Source organism: Janthinobacterium sp. 61, from assembly GCF_002846335.1.
Lineage (GTDB): Bacteria > Pseudomonadota > Gammaproteobacteria > Burkholderiales > Burkholderiaceae_D > Janthinobacterium.
Window position 1 is genome coordinate 1,909,384 of the sequence record NZ_PJMQ01000001.1, and the last position, 19,877, is coordinate 1,929,260.

Genomic DNA, 19,877 nt, shown 5'->3' on the forward strand with positions numbered 1-19,877 from the left:
TGCGCAGTGGGCTTTTGTGATGGTGGAATACGGCATAGTGCTCCTGATAAGTGATGACCTTGCGCTTACAGGCCCGCCGGCAAAGGCAGGGCCTCCGCCCGGGCAAGCCGCAACAGTGCTTCCTCCAGGACCATGCGGGCGGTTGCGGCGGCGTGCCCCAACTGCTCATGCAGCAGCGCGTCGGCCACATTGCGCGACGAGCATTGTTCGCTGTAACGCTCGAAGCTGTTGATCATTAACAAGATGTCCGTCAGATGGCGCGGGCACTCACAGTGGACAGTACTGCTGGCCGCCGCCAGCTCCGCCAAAGCCCGGTCGTCGAAGCGGCGCGGGACAGGCGCCGCCGGGCGCTGCCGCGCAAGCTGAGCTTGCGCCAAGGGCAACGCAGCCAGCGCCGCCTGGCACAGCAACACTATTTCTGCCACATCGCTGGGTACGCGCGCAACCAGGCAGCCCTGAGCGCGCAACTGGCGTATGGTCGCGCTGGCGCCGAAACGGTACAACACCACCAGCGCCATTCCCAGTGTTTGGCGCAGCGCGCAAATCGCCGGCACCACGTGCTCATCGAGTTCCGATATTTCCATCAACAGCAGTTGCGCACCGGTGCCGGCCCATGCCGCGGCCGCATCGTCCAGATTCTGAAAGTTGGCGACGATATCGAGCGCCAGCAACTCTCGCCCGCCGACGGCCAGGCGTCGCGCCAGAGCCGCACCCATCAGCGCCAGGCGCAGAGGCTGCATAGGCACGCCAGGCTCCGGTACCAACGCAAACTGGCCCAACTGTTCCAACTGCAGCTTCGCCAGCGCGCCAATTGGATGACCCTGGTCGACCAGTTGCTTCATAAGCCGCAGCCGACGAACCTGATCCTCGGAATACAAGCGCTGGCCATGCGCGCTACGGCCGGTGTCGGAGATGCCGTAGCGACGCTCCCACACCCGCAACGTTTCAACCGGCAAGCCAGCAAGTCTGGCGGCGACCCCGCTGCGATATTGAACAGCCTGGCTGTTGTCGACCTGAGGAGGGAGTAAAGATTGCACCATAGCTAGAACCGATAATGAACCTATAATATCTGATTATATCGCGCAATCGGCAGACAACAGACGAAAAATACCGAAGACAGCGGTGCAAATCCAGTTCATCGCCACAGCAACTCCTGGTGAGACGGGGACAGACCCCACTTTTTTGAGTTAAAAGCAACAAAATTGAACATGAACCCGCCGCAAACGGCTGATTCCTCGACAGATTTCGTGCAGATGAGATGGCGCGTCGCCCTTATGCCCGGCCAAGGACCGCAGCGCCAGCCATCAGCTCGTCGACCAGCGAGAGCGAACTGTCTCCGCCAAGTGCGAACGGATCGAACTCGGGAAGCATCGAGTAGCGCAGCAGCGTGCCCGGATTGAGCTTGTCGAGGTTGGTCTGCCCCATCGTCCAGCCAGCGTAGCGACGCTCGCTCATTTCTTCATAGTGCAGCAGTGTTACTCCCGTGTGTCGTGCATCGGCGAGAATGCGGGCATACAGGATATTGACCTGTTCGCGTCCGCCTTCGATCAGCTGCAGGTAAAACCGTTCGCTGTGGCATAGGACGCCGGTGATGCCGCTGGGTGGATTGTGGCGGCGGGACTGCTGGAGTATGGCGCCGATGGTAGCGACATCGATAGTGCCCGTGGTGCGGCTGGCATACAGTAAACGGACGAGCATAGGAACTCCTTTGGATGGTGTATCAGCGTTTGATCAGTGAGAGGAACTCGCGCCGCAGCGCGGGGTCCTTGAGGAATGAACCGTGCATGACGCTATTGATCATACGCGCGTCATTGTCTTTAACGCCACGCCACTGCATGCAGAAGTGATCGGCCTCCATGATCACGGCCAAACCGTCCGGCTTGACCTTTTCCTGCAGCAGTTCTGCCAGCTGGACCACGGCTTCTTCCTGGATCTGCGGGCGGCTCATGATCCATCCCGCCAGCCGCGCATACTTGGACAGGCCAATCAGGTTGGAGTGCTGGTTGGGCATCACACCTATCCACACCTTGCCCATGACGGGGCACAAGTGGTGCGAACAGGCGCTGCGTACGGTGATGGGACCGATGATCATCAGCTCGTTCAGGTTGGCGGCGTTGGGAAATTCTGTCACGGGCGGCGGGGCGATGTAACGCCCGCCGAACACTTCCAGCAAATACATCTTGGCCACGCGGCGCGCCGTATCCTGCGAGTTATGGTCGTTGGCGGTGTCGATCACCAGACTCTCCAGCACGCCCTGCATGCGCAGGCTGACCTCGTCCAGCAGTTCATCCATTTCGCCGCTTTCGATGTAGTCGGCGATATTGTCGTTGGCGTGGAAACGGACACCGCTCGCCATCAAGCGGGCGCGTATGCGTGCGGAGGCAGGCGTGCCGGCGACACGGTAGTTAAGCTGCTTTTCATTCGTCATGGGAATTCCTTGTTGTTGGTAGTGCGATGTATCGTTTATCCGAGCAGTACAGGGTTGCGCTGCCAGATGCTGAAGCACAGTACCCCGGCAAAGCTGACCCATGCCAGGTAGGGCCATAGCAGCATGGCGGCGAGGCGTTCGCGGCGGCCGAACAGCACGATGGCAGCCGCGATCATCAGCCACAACACGACGATGCACACAAACGCCGCCGCGCCCCGATGCCAGGAAAAAAATAGCCAGCTCCATAGTGCGTTGACCGCCAGCTGCGCCAGATAGAGCAGTAGCGCCGGGTACGCGCGCGGTGCAGCCGTGCGACCGATGCGCCAGGCGGCGATGGCCATCATCAGATACAGCAAGCTCCACACGGGACCGAACAGCCAGGCGGGCGGTGCCCAGCCGGGGCGGTCCAGCTGCGCATAAAACACGGCCGCGTGAACGGAGGCGAACGCGCCCAGCGCCGCAAAAGCGGCGGTCAGCGCGATCCAGCCGGCCAGCTGAAGGAATGCGCCCGGCTTCATGGACTTGGCCGCGCTCATGCCCTCCTCCCCTTTGTTGCTGCATCGGGCACCGGTACGCGGAAGCGGCCGCGCAGCCATCGGATCGGGGCGCCGACCAGTGGCAGCTTTTCCAGCAGCTCTTCGGCGGCATCCCAGTAATCGCGGTGCATCACGACCAGGCCGTCCGCATTGAAGCGCAAATGGCTGCCGCCGGAGATCTGATACGGCACGCCGCGCAAGTGGAACACGAATAGCCAGGTGACGAAGGCCTGGTCGCCCTGCACCACGCGCTCGCCGATGATGAAGCGCGGCTGCTCGGTGTGGACAAACATGTGGCGAAAGATCGCAACTATCGCTGCAACGCCGCACACATCGTTGAACGGATCGCGAAACTGCGCGTCCGCCGCGTAGAATCCGCCCGCCCGTCCAACGGTGTCCGGGGTCAGCGAGGCATACCATGCCAGGAGTGGTTCAGTATCGTTCATTTTGCCAGCAAAAAGTAAGTGAGGGCGATGGGCCGGTTCAAGGGGCGCATGCGCGCCCGCCGAACATCAGCGTGACCTGGCCCAGGCGGCACAGCAACGTCATGGCCGACTAGGCCTTCTGGAGCAGGAATTGAACAACATCGGTTCGCCCCTCGTCAAAGGCAGCCTCGCAATAGGCGAAGTACATATGCCAGATCCGCATGAAGGGTTCGTCGAAGCCCAGGCCCGCGATCTGCGGATGGTGCAGGCGGCAGCGAGCATCCCAGCGGCGCAGCGTTTCGGCGTAGTCGCGGCCGAAGGCGTGGCGTTCGACCGGGCGCAGGCCGCTGCGGGCCGCATGGCGTTCGAAACGTTCGACGCTGGGCAGCATTCCGCCGGGGAAAATGTACTGCTGGATGAAATCGGTGCTGCTGCGGTAGCGCGCAAAATGCTGTTCGCCGATGGTGATTGACTGTACCAGCGCCTGTGCACCGGGCTTTAGCCGCGCCGCGACGGTGCGGAAATACTGCGGCCAGTACTGCTCGCCCACGGCCTCGAACATTTCAATCGACACCACGGCATCGTACTCGCCACCCAGGTCACGGTAATCGCACAGCTCCAGCTGCACGCGTTCGTTCAGCCCCAGCGCCTGCACGCGGCGCTGCGCCACCTCCAGCTGCGACGGCGAAATCGTCACGCCATGCACGTGAATACCTTGCTGCGCGGCATGCTCGGCAAAGCCGCCCCAGCCGCAGCCGATTTCCAGCACGCACTGGCCGGGCCGTAGCTCTAGCGTGTCGATGATGCGCTGGTATTTGCGCCGCTGCGCGTCCTGCAGCGTCAACTGGTAGTCGCCGTCGAACAGCGCGCTGGAATACGTCCAGCTGGGATCGAGCCAGAGCTGGTAGAAGTTGTTGCCGATGTCGTAGTGCGCGTGGATATTGCGCTGACTGCCCTTGCGCGTATTGGGGCGCAGCCAGTGCCGCAGCCGGTACCAGCAGCGCGCCAGCGCGCCGCCGAACACCAGCTGGTCCAGCGACGCTTCGTTGCGCAGTGCCAGGCGCAGCAGCGCGGTCAGATCGGGCGTGCTGGCCCAGCCAGCCGCGTAGGCCTCGGCAAAGCCGATGTCACCCGCGCGCAGTATGCGCTGGCAGGCGCGCCAGTCGTGCAGCTTGAGCGTCGCGCCGGAAGACGCATGGGCGTCGCCGAACACCATGCGCGTATCGCAGGGTGTGATCAGTTCCAGGTGCCCGTGACGGATATTGTTCAGTAGCCTGAGGAATAGCCGCGCGCCAGCGGGGGCGGACAGCGTGGCGGTGGACAAGGTGCGATTCATCGGACAGTCTCCTGGTGCACGGTGGTTTGATGGGCGGGGGCAGGCGGCTTGCTGAAGAACGGAACGTGTTTCAGCCAGAGCCTGAACGCCTGCCAGTGAATGCGGAACACAATGCCGAGCCCCAGAAGCGGATAGCGCAGCAGGGCAACAGCCAATGCGCTGTCGGTCATCGGCACGGGGCGGCCGCTGAGCGCGGTGCGCAGTAGCACGCCGTCGCCGTCGTGATAATCAAGCCCGGTGCAGTGGCTGGCACCGTCCAGGCGAAAGCGAAAGCGATAGTGTCCCTGCACCTCGCAGAACGGCGACACGTGCAACTGCTTGACAGCAGTGGCCGTGGACGCCCCACCCGCCGTGTTGCCGATGCGCATCAGGTAGCGGTGGCTTTCGCCGAAGGTGTTGTTGACCTCGGCCAGCACGGCGCGCAGCTGCCCAGCCGCGTCGTGGCAATGCCAGAAGCTCACGGGATTAAACACATAGCCAGCCACGCGGGGAAAGGTTTGCAGCCAGATTTCGCCGTCGGCGTCGATGTTGTGGTCGCGCAGTAGCGCGCGCATCCATTGTTCCAGACTGGAGCCATCGCGCGGGCCATAGTCGCGCCGCCATATCGACAGGGGCCGCCAGCGGTCCACGCCGAACCAGCGAGAATGACATTCGTCCAGCCGGTCCAGGTTCAAGCGCACATAAAATAGCGGATAGACGAAACGGTGCGGCACCGGGCGCAGGCGCACATGCGTCACCTGGCCGTGCAACAGTTGGGCGGCAGGCTGCTTCATGGCAGCACACTCCAAAGTGGCGCCGTATCGAATGCCGCAGCGATGCGCAGTGCCGATTTGAGGCCGTCTTCGTGGAAGCCGTAGCCGGTCCAGGCGCCGGCGAACCAGACACCGCCCTTGCCCTGGATCTGCGCAAGCTGCTGCTGCGCGCGTACGGTGGCCAAGTCCATCACCGGGTGGGCGTAATCGAACTTGGCCAGCATTTTGCTGTCGGCCGGCAGGGTGTGCGGATTGAGCGTCACGATCACTGGTGTTTCGAACGGCAATGCCTGCAGCTGGTTCAGCCAGTAGCTCACGCACACGGGACGCTGTCCGTCCGACTGCGCGCCCGCCAGGTAGTTCCAGGCCGACCAGACCTTGCGCCGCCGAGGCATAAGATTCGCGTCCGTGTGCAGGTAGGCCGTGTTGGGCTGGTAGCGCACGCCGCCGAGGATAGCGCGCTCTGTCTGGCTGGCGTCGTGCAACATGGCCAGCGTGGTCGGCGCGTGGATAGCGAACACGACGGCGTCGAACTCGTCGGCGCCCGCTCCATTGCTCCACACCTGCATCCTGCCAGCGCTGCGCCGCACGGAATGCACCGGCGTGTTCAGACGAATGTCAGGCAGCGTGGCGGCGATCTTGTGGACATAGTGGCGGGCTCCGCCTGCGACCGTGCGCCACTGCGGACGGTCGTTGACCTGCAACAGACCGTGGTTCAGACAGAAACGCAAAAAGGTCGCTGCGGGAAACTGCAAGATATCGCTTGGCGAACTGGACCATATTGCTGCCGCCATCGGCAGCAGATAGGCGTCGCGGAAGCGCGCGCCATAGCCCTCCTGCTGCAAAAGCTGTCCCAGCGTCAGCGCTGTCTGGTTCGACCATTGCAGAAAGCGCTCCGCGTTGCGGTTGAAATGCAGGATGTCCCACAGCATGCGCAGGAAGGAAGGCGAGCCGGCGTTGAGGCGCTGCGCGAACACGGTATCGAGGCTGGAGCCTGCCCATTCCAGCGCTCCGCCGTCCATGGACACGCCGAACGACATGTCGCTGGCGATGCTGTCGACGCCCAGCTCGTCGAACAGCGCCACAAGGTTGGGATAGGTGCGCTCGTTATAGACCAGAAAGCCCGTATCGACGCCATGGCAGCGCCCTTCCAGCGTCACATCCACGGTGTTGGTGTGGCCGCCAAGATAGCCGCCGGCCTCGAACAGCACGACGTCGTGCTTGCGGTTGAGGAAATAGGCGCTGGCCAGGCCTGAGATGCCGGAGCCGATAATGGCGATACGTTTACGTGGCGGGTTCATGTAGTTTTGTTGTATATGCTGACCATTTTATTACTGGCATGCTAATATTACTACCATCGAACAACAAAAGCTACTGATTAGTATCGGAAATTTACCAATGAGTATCATCCCAAGACTAAGCTTTAAAAATCAAGCATTTAAGCTGCGCGAGAACGCTATCCTGGATGCCGCGACGGCGGTACTGAGCCAAAAAGGCTATGACTTGATGACCATGGATGACGTCGCCGGCATGGTGGGCATCTCCAAACCCAGCCTTTACAAGCACTTCAAATCAAAGGAAGAGCTAGTCGGTGAGGCGCTGATACGCCTGCTCGACGGCGCTCTCGATTATGTCGCTGCGCTAGACACCTCACTCAGTCCGCTGCAGAAATTGTCCTCCCTGCTGGAGTGGGCGCTGCGGGTACGCCTGGACGGCGGAATGCCGTTCCTGCCATCAACCAGCCCGCACGTGCGCGACATGTTGATCCGCAATGTGAAGTACATGCTGCGCGTCATGAAACTGAACCGGCAACTGGAGGCCTTGGTCAAGCTGGCGCAGCAGCAGGGGCAGTTGAACCGCGAACTGCCCACCGACGTTATACTATTCAGCTATTACGCTCGAACCTGTGACCCTGCGGTCGAGTATTTACAGAAATACAGCAAGATGGAATCTGACGATATCATCCGCCATATGCTCAAAGTATCGTTTGAAGGCTTGAAGTGAAACAGACTCAAGCGCCCTACCCGCGCTGCGCCAACTGGTGGCACGACTGGGCGCTGCTGCGCCGTTTTGTATCGGACCTCATGCATGCTGAATTGCTCATGATGCGGCGCGGGAGCGCCGGTTTGCCGTCGTTGCCGTGGGTTGATGGCCTGAAGCTGGAAGCTGACTTGGGTATCGATTCACTGGAGCGCTACACCCTTGCGACGGCGCTGTCCGCTTGCCTGCACCTGCACGAGAGTGGCGCCGACCAGGCGTTGCTGGGGTGCACCACGCTCGAGCAGTGGATCGCCTGCGCCAGTAACGGCCTGGACCAGTACAGCGCCGCGCAGAGCTTTACAAGCTCCGGCAGCAGCGGCGTGCCCAAGTCCTGCCCCCACAACCTTGACATGCTATGGCAAGAGGCGTGCTTTTTCGCAGCACAACTGACGCAGACGCGGCGCGTCTTATATACCGTTCCTGCGCATCACATTTACGGCTTCCTGTTCAGCGTGCTACTCCCGCTGGCATGCGGCCCGGTGCGCGCCTCGCTGGTCGATGCGAGAAATATGCTTCCAATGGAGTTGATCGCGCAGGCCACGGACGGGGACGTGATCATCGGCTACCCGGAACTTTGGTCCGCCGTTGCCCGACACGCCCCCATTTGGCCCAATGGTGTTACGGGCGTGACGTCGACAGCGCCCTGCCCGCCCGACCTGGCGCTGCAACTGACGGCGTCCGGCCTGTCTATGGTAGAAGTATACGGTAGCAGCGAAAGCGCAGGTGTGGGCTGGCGCACCGATGCGCGCCGGCCCTATGTCTTGCTGCCGCACTGGCGGCGCTCCGCGTCCGGCGACACTTTGCTGCGCCAGGTGCCGGACGGCACCGAGCTGCGCTGCGACTGCCCGGACCAGATCGACTGGCAGGGCGAGAATGATTTCGTACCCGTGGGACGGCGCGACCAGGCAGTACAGGTCGGTGGCACGAACGTTTATCCGGCGCAGGTGGCAGAGGTGCTCAAGCGCCATCCTGGCGTCAGCGAGGCCCACGTGCGGCTGATGCGTGCGGACGAAGGGCAGCGGCTGAAGGCGTTCGTGGTGGCCGCGCACTTCGGCGGAAGTGAGCGCCTGCCGGACCAGTTGGCGTCCTGGGTCAGGGAGCGCTTGCCACCTGCGGCGCGCCCTGTGTCGTTCACCGTCGGCGCCGCTCTGCCGGTGAACCGGCAAGGCAAACCAAGCGACTGGATCATCAGCGATGGCCCCTGGGCAGACGAAGCGTAATATAGATGACCAAGCGACGCTCGTATGGACGCGCTACTGAGTGAGGCGTGGATACCCGATACAGCGTGATTAACACGACAACAGAGATCCACTTGCGATACGTACAGGAGCAGCCAACAATGAACATGCAAGCAGAAATACAGTTTGACCAGCCTGGCATCTCCATGCTCCTGGAGACGATGGATGAAGCCGCGCTGAATGCACTCGACTTTGGTGTCATCGGCTTCGGAAGGGACGGTCGGGTTCAGCGCTACAACACCTTCGAATCGAAGGCGGCAGGCCTCGGCGTCGAGCGCGTGCTGCAGCAGGAGCTGTTCACGGTGATCGCGCCGTGCATGAACAATTTCCTCGTCGCGCAGCGATTTGCGGACGCGTATGAAAGCGGGCAAGCCCTGGACGACACGATCAGCTATGTGCTGACACTACGCATGCGGCCGACAAGGGTCAAGCTGCGTTTGCTGTCGGATCCGGCGGCCGAACTATCCTACGTCCTGGTGCACCGTTTATGAGCAACCTCAGCCATTCTACGGAATCTCAGGAATACGAAGCATTGCTTCAGTTTCTGTACATGGCGCCGGTCGGCCTGGTTCAACTCTCGTCGGACGGTACCATCATCATGCTCAATCCGCTTTCGGCCCAACTGCTGATGCCGCTGAGCCGAGATGGCGAACTGACCAACCTATTCGATGCGCTCGCGCCGGTTGCACCAGACCTGCAACTGCAGTGCAGCAAGTTTAGTGCAAGCTATGGCCAAATCTGCGATGCAACTCGGCTGTACCTGCACGCGGACGGCGCGGCCAGCGGCCCGCAGGTGCTCTCGTTGAGTATGCTGAAGCTGGATGCGGAGCGGCTGATGGCGGTACTGAACGATATCACCATGCAGGACAGGCGCGAACGACAGCTGCGCAAGACCGATGCCTGGCTTAACGCGATCATGACCAATATTGCCGACTACGCCTTGGTTAGCTTGGACAAGCGAGGTCGCATCGAATCCTGGAATGAAAGCATTGGCCGAGTAACTGGCCATACACCGAGCATCAAGGGGCAGCCATATGCCATTTTTTACCCCTCCGAGGCTACTATCCCAGAACAACAACTGGACCGTTTGCGGGAGGCAGACGAGAACGGCTGGGCTTTGGATGAGGGGGCGAGGCTACGCGCCGACGGCAGCGAATTCTGGGGCAGTTCAATGATTTCGCCACTGCCCATCCGTATCGATGAGAGCTCTCAGCCCATTCAGTTCAACGATGAAGAAGCTGCCTATTGCATGATCCTTCGGGACATTTCAGATAAGCGTGATGCCAGCGAGAATCTTCGCAAGGCAGCATATTGCGACCACCTCACCGGCCTGTCAAACCGCCGTGCTTTTTTCGAGGCTGCCGATCTGGAGCTACTGCGCCGCAAAAACGCCTTGCGGCCGGTGTCGCTGATCATGCTCGATGCCGACCACTTCAAGGCAATCAACGACCAGTACGGTCATCCGGCAGGCGATGCAGTGTTGTGCCATCTGGCAGCCACAATGAAGAGCGTATGTCGACAGGTTGACGTACTGGCGCGTATCGGAGGCGAAGAATTTGCGGTGATTTTACCCTCTGTGGATCTGGCCGATGCAATGGCGGTGGCGGAGCGCTTAAGGGCCCAGGTACAACGCATTCCCGCCATATATGAACAGCATGTCATCGCATACACTATTAGCATAGGCGTTGCGGCAATGGACGATAGCCTGACGGGATTCGACGGGCTGATGAAACGCGCCGATCAAGCCCTGTATGCAGCAAAACGCGGAGGCCGAAACCAAGTCGCATTCTTTGACACTGATGCAGCTGATTTTCCTACATAACATTTAGGAGTAGGCCATGAGCGGTGAAAATGACAGTGCCTATGAGGCCTTGATACAGTTTTTGTATCGTGCTCCTGTTGCCCTCATACAGCTGCAAAAAGACGGCAGTATAGAGATGCTCAATCCTATGGCTTCACAATTGCTGATGCCGCTCTCTCTGGACGGGGATCTTGTCAATTTTTTTCAGGTGCTACAGCCGTATGCACCGGGTCTGCTGCGCCTGTGCACCAACTTCACACCTGAGCAAGGACTGATCTGCGAAAGCATGCGGGTCGCGGTCAATGAGAATCACCGACATCATCCTGAAAGTCCCGCAGTACTGTCATTAGGCCTGCTCAAGATTGATGACAATCGCTTAATGGCAATATTGCTGGACGCGACCCATGAGGTAGTCCGGGAGCAAAGCATACTGGCTAGTCGCCTCGCGAGTGCAGCAAAGCTGGATGCGTTGACACAGTTGCCCAATCGCGCGGGCGCACTGGAATTGTTACATGCGATGACGCAGCGCGCACGTGCCCGCAGTGGCGATTATTGCGCGGTGCTGTTCGTCAACTTTGATCGCTTCAAGCAGATTAATGACACTTTAGGCAATGAGGTCGGAGATCAGGTCATTGTTCTTGTGGCGGAACGCCTGCGCACGACGCTGAGATCGCTTGGCCAGCTACCTGGAAGGCACACTTCGACTGCGCTGACAGCAAGAGTGGGGGGTGACGAGTTCGCAGTGCTATTGGATGGACTCGCTGATCCTGGCGTCGTATCAGGCATTGCTGCGCGCTTGCTCGACCGCCTGAGCAAACCCTACATCATTGGGAATCATGAGCTCACATGCACGTTCAGCGCCGGTGTAGTGGTGCTGAACTCTGAAGCCTGTGATGCTGATGATCTGCTTCGCGACGCTGCGATAGCCATGGCCATTGCCAAGGCCGAAGGAGGAGACCGTTTTGAGGTATTTCGCCAGCAGATGCGCGAAGATGCGCTGCGGCGTGGAGGCATGGAAACCGATCTCCGATATGCAATAGAGCGAGGCGAATTATATAATTTATACCAACCTGTGGTCGGACTCCTGGCGGGCGGAAAATTTGACCCGGCAGCCGGCGTCGAAGCCTTGGTAAGGTGGCAACATCCGGTACGAGGAGTCGTCGGTCCCGTGGAGTTCATCGGCATCGCCGAGGACTGTGGCCTGATCGGTGCAATCGGTGAAAAAGTGTTGGAAATGGCATGCCGCGATTTTGTACGCTGGAAGCAACGATTGGGAGCGCGAGCGCCGCGGCTGCTCGCAGTCAACTTATCACGCGCACAACTGAGCCAAGACGATTTATGCGACAAGGTGAATGTCATTCTTTCCGCCAGTGGAATGGAGCCAGACAAATTGCAGTTGGAGATTACCGAAAGTTTGGCGGCCCAGGGGAAAGATATCCAAGAACAGTTACTCCGCCTGAAAGCGCTTGGGGTCAAGCTTGCCCTGGATGATTTTGGAACCGGTTATTCCTCGCTATCGAGCCTGCACCTATTGCCCGTCGATACCGTCAAGATTGACCGTTCCTTTGTTACCTTGGTCGGTACCAGCCTCCATCACGAAGTTTTGATAGAGGCAACTGTGAAAGTCGCGCGTAGCTTGGGCATGAATACTGTCGCGGAAGGAATAGAGACTGAACAGCAAGCAGCCGTGGTTTACTCCCAGGGATGCGACAAGGGCCAGGGCTATCTATATAGTCGGCCTATCTCCGGAGACGCAATTGAGGAATGGTTAAGTGAAATGGCTTAGTTTAAACAGTACAGCGTATACCACTGCCCTTCCCCCGCCATGACGAACGGTACTCCCCCCCCCATTTTTAGAGCACGCTAACAGTCGAAATTGAATGACCAAGGCGAGTTTCTGTTTCGGCGCGATGCCGCCAAATTCCGTGTTGGGCCGGTCGTGATTGTGAGTCCACAGCCAGCGGCTTGCAAAATCCTGGATCTCATCGAGCGTTTCAAACTGGTGATGGGCCAAGCAATCGTAGAGCGCCGTGCGCTTATAGCGTGCAACAGTGGCATTCTGTTGCGGCTGGGCAGGCTGGATAAAGTTGATGCGTATGCCACGCTTGGCCGCCCAGGCTAAGGTCACGGAGCTGCTGTACTCCGAGCGGCAACGGTTCTTCCCGCACCAGCCGACGACGTGGCTTGATGCGCAGGTTCAGGTCCAGTTCGCGATAGATCCGATAGACGCGCCGTGCTTCCATGTAACCCCCTTCACGTTGCGCAAATACAGGAAGCAGAGGCCAAAACTCCAGTTGCGCTGCTTGTTGCTCAGGCGTACCAGCCAGTCAGCCGCGCCAGCGTTTTCCGCGTCGAGCTTGGCGCGATAGCGATAGCAGGTCTGGCAAATGCCAAACGTCTATTTGTAGAACGTGGAATGTCCACCCCGCATACGCCACTGCCGCGGCACATGGCGGGTTCGAATGCCTGAATGGTTATCATTTTATAACTCTCCTGTCGTGCCTGTTACCGGACAATAGGCCCGATATGGCCAGGAAAATAGCGCGGCGGCACAATGTGCCACATGTATTTGCAAAAACATTGATCTCGCGATGGCTGACTTGCAAATACCCGGATTTTTCATCGCGCGATGACCTTCGGGTAAGTATGATGTCAGCATGAACTGCCATGCTCAGGTGGTTATCAAGGAGAGCAAGCGATGTTCTTAGCGCGCACATGCATGGTGCTGTCTGCCCTGGTTTTCAGCAATGCGGTCCATGCGGATGTCCACTGCACGGATCCGATTGCCGACTGGAAACCTCGCGAGCAATTGCAGCGGCAAGCCGAACAGCGCGGCTGGACGGTCCAGCGCATCAAGATCGATGATGGCTGCTACGAGCTCAGAGCCATTGATCGCAACGGCAATAAAATCAAGGCCAAATACTCCCCGGCGTCGCTGCGCATGCGCAGCCTGGCGGTGGACTTCGGCAGTGACGGAGACGCCGCCGACTACCTTGCCCCCGTGCCGCAGGGGCCAGTCAGGCGGCGTACAGGCCCAACATCCCATGGGGAAAAGCAATGAAAAACATGACAGTCTGCGCCTGCCTTGCAGGTGCATTGGCGCTGCCCGGTCTCGTCCAGGCACGCCCGGTCACACTCACCGCGCAACTGAAGAACTACGCCGGCAACGGCGCCTACCTGGCGGTGTATGTCACGGATGCCGCCGGCAAGTACAAGAAAACGTTGTGGATAGCTGGAAAGAAGACGAAGTATTACAAGCACCTGAGCGACTGGGCACGCGGCAGCGGCCTGAAGGCGAGCGAATTTGACGGGGTCAGCGGAGCGAGTGTCGGCAGCGGCAAGACCCTCAAGGTGACGGTCGAACTGGCCGACACCCTGATTGATGCAGGCTACGAGATCCGGGTCGACAGCGCGGCAGAGGACGGGCGCGATAATCCGGCCGACGTGCGCACGCCACTGAGCAAACAGGGTGCCGGCAAACCCGTCGGTGGACGCGGCTACGTCAAGTCCTTCATTTACGACATGTAGCCACTGCCCCGCATGTTGCGACAGATACATTCGCTCGCTGGCCTGATCAGCGCACTGCTGGTCATCCTTATCGGCTTGACGGGCGCCGTGCTGTCGATCAACCCCGCGCTCGAGCGGCTGGCGACCAGCGTGCCGGCGGGCGTCAGCGTTGCCGAACTCGCGGGCCGGGTGGCGCGCCACTATCCGGGAGCCGAGCAGATCCAGCGCACGGCCTCCGGAACCATCATCGTCTACTACAGCGCCGGCGACGTCTCGGGCGTGGACCGGGTCGACCCGTCCAGCGGCAAGGCGATCGCGCCCTATGCGCCGCCGGCGTACGCGCGCTGGTTCAAGGAGTTGCACAGGTCACTATTGCTCGACACGCCCGGCAGCGCCGCAGTCGGCATCACCGCCCTGCTGATGCTGTTGGTATCAGTCTCCGGGCTACTCCTGCTGGTCAAGCGGGTGGGCGGTTGGCGCCAGCTGGCACGTCCACCGCATGGCAATCGCAGCCAGCGCTGGCACGCCGCGGTTGCCCGTTTTGCTGTTGCCGGCCTGCTGTTGTCCGCCTTGACCGGCAGCTATATGTCGGCGGCGACCTTCACCCTCATTGCCGATGGCAGCCAGGACGAACCCGATATCCCCGCCACCACGTCCGGCGGCTCGCCGCTGCCCGCTGCCCGCTTGCCAGCCTTGCTGGCAACCAGGCTGGTCGATCTGCGCGAGCTTTCCTTTCCGCTTGCCGGTGACAGCAGCGCCGTCTATACCTTGCGCACCCGGCAAGGCGACGCCTATGTCGACCAGTCCAGCGGCGCGCTGCTTGCATTCCGCGCGCACAGCAATGTCCGGGAAGCCTTTGAACTGATCTACCAGTTGCATACGGGCGAAGGCCTGTGGTGGCTGGGTCTGGCGCTCGGCCTGAGTGCGCTCGGCGCGCCCTGGCTGGCGGTGACGGGCATCGCCGTATGGTGGCAGCGGCAGCGGGCCAAACCGCGCATCGCCAACAACTCGGCTCCGGCTTCGGCCGACAGCGTGATCCTGGTGGGGAGCGAAAACAACAGTACCTGGGGCTTTGCTCGCGCGCTGCACGATGCCTTGCGACAGGCCGGACAACGCGTGCACACGGCGCCGATGAACCAGTTCTCATCGCGCCACAACGCCGCGCGCCAGTTGTTCATCCTGACGGCGACGTATGGCGATGGCGACGCCCCCGCCAGCGCCACGCACTTTCTGACCAATTTGGCCGGTATTGCCCCCAACCAGGCGGCAAGTTACGCTGTACTCGGTTTCGGCGACCGCCAGTTCCCCACGTTCTGCCAGTTTGCACAGGAGGTCGACGCGGCGATGGCGGCGCGCGGATGGCGCCGCTTGCTGGAACTGGCCCTGATCGACCGCCAGTCGCCGCAGGAATTCGCGCGCTGGGGGAGCCAGGTCGGCGCGCTGCTGGGCCACGAGCTCGTACTCGACTATGCGCCGGCACATCCGCACACGCATGCGCTGCAGTTACGCGAGCGCATCGCCTACGGCGAGGAGGAGCACGATCCCACAGTGGTGCTGCGCTTCATAGCCGCCCCGCCGCCGGCCAGCGCCGGTTGGATGAAAAGCCGGCTTGCCTCCCACCGACTGCCCCGCTTCGAGGCCGGCGACCTGGCTGGTGTCATGGCGCCCGGCAGTTCCATGCCGCGCTTTTATTCGCTGGCGAGCGGATCGGGTGACGGCGTACTGGAAATTTGCGTGCGCAAGCAGCCCGGGGGCGTGTGTTCGAGCTACCTGCACAACTTGCTGCCGGGGGACCGCATCGCGGCCTTTATCCAGCCCAATCCGCAATTTCGTCCGGCTCTGGGCAAGGCGCCTGTCATCCTGATCGGTGCCGGTACCGGGATCGGGCCGCTTGCCGGTTTTATACGCAACAATACCGGCAAGCATCCGATGTATTTGTATTGGGGTGGGCGCCATCCCGCTTCCGATTTTCTGTATGAGCCCGAACTGCGCAACTATCTGGCCGACCGCAGGCTGACGCAGCTGCACACGGCCTTCTCCAGGGTCGAGAACGGCGTCCGCGTGCAGTCCCGGCTGATAGACGACGCTGACAATATGCGCCGCCTGATTGCCGACAATGGCCAGGTACTCGTCTGCGGCAGCCGCGCCATGGCTGCCAGCGTGAGGCAGGCCCTGGACCAGATACTCGCACCGCTCAAGCTGGATGTGTCGGCGCTGCGGGAAAAAGGAAGGTATCGTGAAGACGTCTTCTGAACAGGCGCTGCGGCGCTACAGCCTGAATGGCGAGACCATGGGCGGCCGCTATACGGCCATATTCTATGCGGCCGCACAACCGGACCTGGCCGCCATCGCCGCCAGCCTGTACGCCGCCGTCGACAGGGTCGACCGGCAGATGTCGACCTGGAACACCGCCTCGGATCTGTGCCGCATGAACGCGGCGCCGGAAAACACCTGGCTTCCTGTGCCGCGGGAGCTTGCGCAGGTGCTCGCTGCGGGGCTGCTGGTCAGCCGCGAATCGGGCGGCGCCTTCGACATGGCGGTTGGCCAGCTGGTGGAGGACTGGGGATTCGGTCCGTCGCAATGCGTGCCATCGCCGCAGATCGCGGCCCAGCATGGCAAAACGTACTGCCCGGCCACGGAGGCCTTGGACGTGGATCTGGCGGCTCTGCAGGTGCGCAAGCGCGCGCCGCTGACGCTCGACCTGTCGGGCATCGCCAAGGGTTTTGGCGTCGACCAGCTGGCGCATTGCCTCGATGGCTGGTCCATCGCCAGCTACCTGGTCGGTATCGATGGAGAAATGCGCGCGCGCTCGACCAGACCCGATGGCGAGGCATGGACCGTGGCGATAGAAAAGCCGATACCTGGCATCCGTGAAATCGGTGGCGTGATGGAACTGCACGACATGGCCATTGCCACCTCGGGCGACTATCGCCGCTGGGTCGACATCGACGGAACCCGCCATGCGCACACCATGCATCCGGCCTTGCATCAACCGGTAGCGAACCGTCTCGCGGCCGTTACCGCACTGGCCCCCAGCTGTATGCTAGCCGATGCCTGGGCCACGGCGTTCATGGTCCTGGGCGAGGTAGACGGTGTCGCGCTGGCCAGGAAACGGAGCATGGACGTGCTGTTCGTCCTGCGTCACGGCGCCTTGCTCGAGGAAATTCTGATCATTGACGGGAAGATTGTCTGATCTGCATTGCCGTGCATCAATGCACGGCCGCGCCACGCGGCCATCGCCATTTCGGCAAGCCCCACTTGACGCACTCGAACCAGATGATGCCGAGCACGGCGACAAATGCACACTGCATCAGCAGTGGCAGGTCCGGGAGCGCGAAGGCAAACAGCTCGCGGATCGCCGCCACGCCCAGCACCAGCAACAGCAACAGCGAGGCAGATATGCTGATCCATGCGAATGCCCGGTTCGACTTCAGCCCCCTCCTCCATGACGGCTGGGTCCATTGGCGGTTGACATAGATCAGTCCCAGGTTCGACGCTACAAGGCTGAGGAAGGTCGTCGTGCGCGCCACCTCGTCGGAATGGCCAGCCCACCGCACCAGCACGTGGAAGCAGACCAGCATGGCCAACAATCCTGCCCCCTGCAACAAGCCGCGCAGCAGTATTTCACGATCGAACAACTGCATGTCCGGCCTTCTGGGTTTGCTCACCATGGCATCGGCTTCGATCGGCTCGGCCTCGAACACGATCGAGCAGGCGGGGTCGATCACCATTTGCAAGAACAGTATGTGCACGGGCATCAGGAGCAAGGGCCAGCCCAGCAGCACCGGCAGGATGGACAGGCCAACGATGGGCACATGCACGGCGACGATGAAGACGATGGCCTTGCGCAGATTGGCAAACAGGCGGCGGCCATGCTGCACCGCCAGCAGCAGGGAAGAAAAGTCATCCTTGAGCAATACCAGCGCTGCCGCTTCGCGCGCGACATCGGTGCCACGGGCGCCCATGGCCACGCCTATGTTGGCCGCCTTCAATGCGGGCGCGTCGTTGACGCCGTCGCCGGTCATGGCGACGATATCGCCACGGCGGCGAAAAGCTTGCACCAGGCGCAGCTTCTGCTCCGGCGCGATGCGGCAAAAGACGTCGGTATCCGCCAGGCGCGCCTGTAGTGCCGTGTCGTCCAGCGCAGCCAGGTCCATGCCGGACATCAAACCGCTGGCCATGCCGGCGATACCGGCCTGCTGCGCGATCGCCAGTGCCGTGGCGGGATGGTCGCCCGTGATCATCACCACGCGTATCCCCGCCGCGTGACATTGCGCCACCGCATCAGGAACTTCCGGGCGTACCGGGTCATGCAAGCCTAGCAGCCCAAGAAATTGAAAATCAAAGACATGCTGGTTGTCAGGCAGGGGCGGCGCGGCAAAGGTGGCGCTGGCGACGCCAATCACACGCAAACCGCCGTTCGCCATGGCCAGCACCTGCGCCGCGATGGCGGCGGCGCGTGCCGGCGCCAAATGGCACAGATCGATGATGGCCTCGGGCGCGCCCTTCGCCGCCACCAGGAACTCGGAACGGTCCGGCGATTGCCATACCCGCGACATGGCCAGCATTTTCCGCGACAGCGGATAATCGTCTATCAGCTGCCAGTCGGCATGCAGGTGCTCCGTATTTGCCAGCAGCCGGGCGCCGGTCTGGCTGATGGCAGACTCCATCGGATCAAACGCCCGCCTGTGGCTTGCCAGGACGGCATACTCGAGCAATCCATGCAACTCCTCCTGCAAGGCCCCGGGGTGACTGCTGTGACAATCATGGGCGCAGGTTTCCGACCACAACTGGGCCACGTCCATGCGGTTCGCCGTCAGCGTGCCCGTCTTGTCGACGCACAGCACCGTCGTCGCGCCCAGCAATTCGATCGCGGGTATGCTGCGCGCCAGGATGCTTTCGCGCCCCAGGCGCCAGGCGCCCAAGCCCAGGAAAAGCGTCAGTATCACCGGCAATTCTTCAGGCAGGATCGCCATGGCCAGCGTGAGACCTGCCAGCAGTCCTTGCAGAGCGTCGCCGCGCAGCCACCAATAGGCCAATGCCAGGCCTGCGGCGAGACACAAGCCGCCAATGGCGACATTCCTGACGACGCGGCGTGTTTCCAATTGAATCGGTGTCAACTCGCTCCCCATGGTGGCAAGCGAGGCGCCGATGCGGCCAAGCGCGCTGTGCGGGCCGGTGGCGACCACCAGGCCGCTCGCCGTGCCTTGCGTGATCAGGGTACCGGAATACACCAGGCTGGCCGGACTGGCGCCAGTCTCGGCGGAGCCATGCTTGACTACCGGCACGGACTCGCCCGTGAGCATGGACTCATCGGCCGTCAAATTCGATGTACTGAGCAGTTCGATATCGGCGGGCACGCGGTCTCCCTCGGCAAGCAGCACCAGGTCTCCGGGCACCAGGTCCCTGCCAGCGATGCGCTCCTGTTTCCCATCGCGTATCACCAGGGCCCGTGGACAGGAGAGATCGCTTAGCGCATGCAGCGAGCGCTCCGTGCGCCTGCGCTGAAAAAAAGTGATGCCCATGACGAGGCAAACAAAGCCCAGCAGCATCAGCGCTTCATTGCGGTCGCCAAGCAGCAGATAGATGACGCCGCAGGCGACCAGCAGCAGGAACATCGGTTCGGAAACGACATCGAGCAGCAGGCGCCCGGCACTCAAGGGACGCGAGGCGGGCAAGGCATTCGGCCCGTTTTCCAGCAAGCGCTGCGCGGCCTGCGCAGCTGTCAGCCCGTCACTGCTTTGCGGCTCCGTCATGGCATCGAACCTTTCCCTGCGTGGCAGATCGTAGTGCTTAATCGTGCCAGAGATGCGT

The 19,877-nt window shown here is 61.4% G+C and carries 18 protein-coding genes and 1 pseudogene; 9 read left to right on the plus strand and 10 right to left on the minus strand.

The annotated features are described in order from the left end of the window. Nucleotides 1-65: 65 nt before the first annotated feature. The 8 genes from CLU92_RS08790 to CLU92_RS08825 all read right to left on the minus strand — a co-directional run bounded on the left by CLU92_RS08790 (nt 66) and on the right by CLU92_RS08825 (nt 6,778). Complete coding sequence (locus CLU92_RS08790; RefSeq protein WP_101481571.1) at nt 66-1,040, minus strand: MerR family transcriptional regulator; 975 nt, start codon at nt 1,038-1,040, stop codon at nt 66-68. A gap of 232 nt (nt 1,041-1,272) precedes the next feature. Next, a complete protein-coding gene (locus CLU92_RS08795; protein WP_101481572.1) occupies nt 1,273-1,698 on the minus strand; it encodes a BLUF domain-containing protein in 426 nt (141 codons plus the stop codon). Between the two features lie 22 nt (nt 1,699-1,720). Then, a complete protein-coding gene (folE, locus tag CLU92_RS08800) occupies nt 1,721-2,428 on the minus strand; it encodes a GTP cyclohydrolase I (protein ID WP_101481573.1) in 708 nt (235 codons plus the stop codon). Nucleotides 2,429-2,463: 35 nt separating this feature from the next. Next, complete coding sequence (locus CLU92_RS08805) at nt 2,464-2,964, minus strand: TspO/MBR family protein (protein ID WP_208327706.1); 501 nt, start codon at nt 2,962-2,964, stop codon at nt 2,464-2,466. Then, nucleotides 2,961-3,410, minus strand: coding sequence for a nuclear transport factor 2 family protein (locus CLU92_RS08810; protein ID WP_101481574.1), 450 nt, complete (start codon nt 3,408-3,410; stop codon nt 2,961-2,963). The genes CLU92_RS08805 and CLU92_RS08810 overlap by 4 nt, the downstream gene beginning before the upstream one ends. A 109-nt stretch (nt 3,411-3,519) precedes the next feature. Next, nucleotides 3,520-4,725: a cyclopropane-fatty-acyl-phospholipid synthase family protein gene (locus CLU92_RS08815; protein ID WP_101481575.1), complete on the minus strand. Its 1,206-nt coding sequence runs from the start codon at nt 4,723-4,725 to the stop codon at nt 3,520-3,522. Further along, nucleotides 4,722-5,498: a DUF1365 domain-containing protein gene (locus CLU92_RS08820; protein WP_101481576.1), complete on the minus strand. Its 777-nt coding sequence runs from the start codon at nt 5,496-5,498 to the stop codon at nt 4,722-4,724. Before CLU92_RS08820 ends, CLU92_RS08815 begins: the two co-directional genes overlap by 4 nt. Next, nucleotides 5,495-6,778, minus strand: coding sequence for an NAD(P)/FAD-dependent oxidoreductase (locus tag CLU92_RS08825; protein WP_101481577.1), 1,284 nt, complete (start codon nt 6,776-6,778; stop codon nt 5,495-5,497). Before CLU92_RS08825 ends, CLU92_RS08820 begins: the two co-directional genes overlap by 4 nt. Before the next feature lie 97 nt (nt 6,779-6,875). On the opposite strand from CLU92_RS08825, the gene CLU92_RS08830 reads away from it, so the two are divergent. The 5 genes from CLU92_RS08830 to CLU92_RS08850 all read left to right on the plus strand — a co-directional run bounded on the left by CLU92_RS08830 (nt 6,876) and on the right by CLU92_RS08850 (nt 12,342). Then, nucleotides 6,876-7,481 carry a TetR/AcrR family transcriptional regulator gene (locus CLU92_RS08830; RefSeq protein WP_101481578.1) on the plus strand — a complete coding sequence of 202 codons (606 nt, stop codon included), beginning with the start codon at nt 6,876-6,878 and terminating at the stop codon, nt 7,479-7,481. Continuing rightward, nucleotides 7,478-8,737 carry an AMP-binding protein gene (locus tag CLU92_RS08835; protein WP_101481579.1) on the plus strand — a complete coding sequence of 420 codons (1,260 nt, stop codon included), beginning with the start codon at nt 7,478-7,480 and terminating at the stop codon, nt 8,735-8,737. Before CLU92_RS08830 ends, CLU92_RS08835 begins: the two co-directional genes overlap by 4 nt. A 119-nt stretch (nt 8,738-8,856) precedes the next feature. Then, nucleotides 8,857-9,246 carry a phosphonate transporter gene (locus CLU92_RS08840; RefSeq protein WP_101481580.1) on the plus strand — a complete coding sequence of 130 codons (390 nt, stop codon included), beginning with the start codon at nt 8,857-8,859 and terminating at the stop codon, nt 9,244-9,246. Next, nucleotides 9,243-10,577, plus strand: a complete 1,335-nt coding sequence (locus tag CLU92_RS08845) for a sensor domain-containing diguanylate cyclase (protein ID WP_101481581.1) — start codon at nt 9,243-9,245, stop codon at nt 10,575-10,577. The genes CLU92_RS08840 and CLU92_RS08845 overlap by 4 nt, the downstream gene beginning before the upstream one ends. Nucleotides 10,578-10,593: 16 nt before the next feature. Next, the gene (locus tag CLU92_RS08850; protein ID WP_101481582.1) at nt 10,594-12,342 is read left to right on the plus strand and encodes a bifunctional diguanylate cyclase/phosphodiesterase; all 1,749 of its coding nucleotides are present in this window, start codon (nt 10,594-10,596) and stop codon (nt 12,340-12,342) included. Between the two features lie 99 nt (nt 12,343-12,441). Here the strand turns inward: CLU92_RS08850 and CLU92_RS28215 are convergent. Further along, nucleotides 12,442-12,954: pseudogene (locus CLU92_RS28215) on the minus strand (integrase core domain-containing protein); the annotation flags it as partial. 300 nt (nt 12,955-13,254) lie between these two features. Here CLU92_RS28215 and CLU92_RS08860 point away from each other — a divergent pair. From CLU92_RS08860 to CLU92_RS08875, 4 genes are read left to right on the plus strand one after another with little or no spacing between them, the layout of a single operon-like run. Further along, on the plus strand, nt 13,255-13,617 hold the full coding sequence (locus CLU92_RS08860; RefSeq protein ID WP_101481584.1) for a PepSY domain-containing protein: 363 nt from the start codon (nt 13,255-13,257) through the stop codon (nt 13,615-13,617). Further along, nucleotides 13,614-14,084: a DUF2271 domain-containing protein gene (locus CLU92_RS08865; protein ID WP_101481585.1), complete on the plus strand. Its 471-nt coding sequence runs from the start codon at nt 13,614-13,616 to the stop codon at nt 14,082-14,084. The genes CLU92_RS08860 and CLU92_RS08865 overlap by 4 nt, the downstream gene beginning before the upstream one ends. A gap of 12 nt (nt 14,085-14,096) precedes the next feature. Beyond that, the gene (locus tag CLU92_RS08870; protein WP_101481586.1) at nt 14,097-16,316 is read left to right on the plus strand and encodes a PepSY domain-containing protein; all 2,220 of its coding nucleotides are present in this window, start codon (nt 14,097-14,099) and stop codon (nt 16,314-16,316) included. Further along, nucleotides 16,300-17,256, plus strand: a complete 957-nt coding sequence (locus tag CLU92_RS08875) for an FAD:protein FMN transferase (protein WP_257561038.1) — start codon at nt 16,300-16,302, stop codon at nt 17,254-17,256. Before CLU92_RS08870 ends, CLU92_RS08875 begins: the two co-directional genes overlap by 17 nt. A 16-nt stretch (nt 17,257-17,272) precedes the next feature. Here the strand turns inward: CLU92_RS08875 and CLU92_RS08880 are convergent, their stop codons facing one another. Further along, complete coding sequence (locus CLU92_RS08880; protein WP_101481588.1) at nt 17,273-19,819, minus strand: cation-translocating P-type ATPase; 2,547 nt, start codon at nt 19,817-19,819, stop codon at nt 17,273-17,275. Nucleotides 19,820-19,877: the final 58 nt, after the last annotated feature.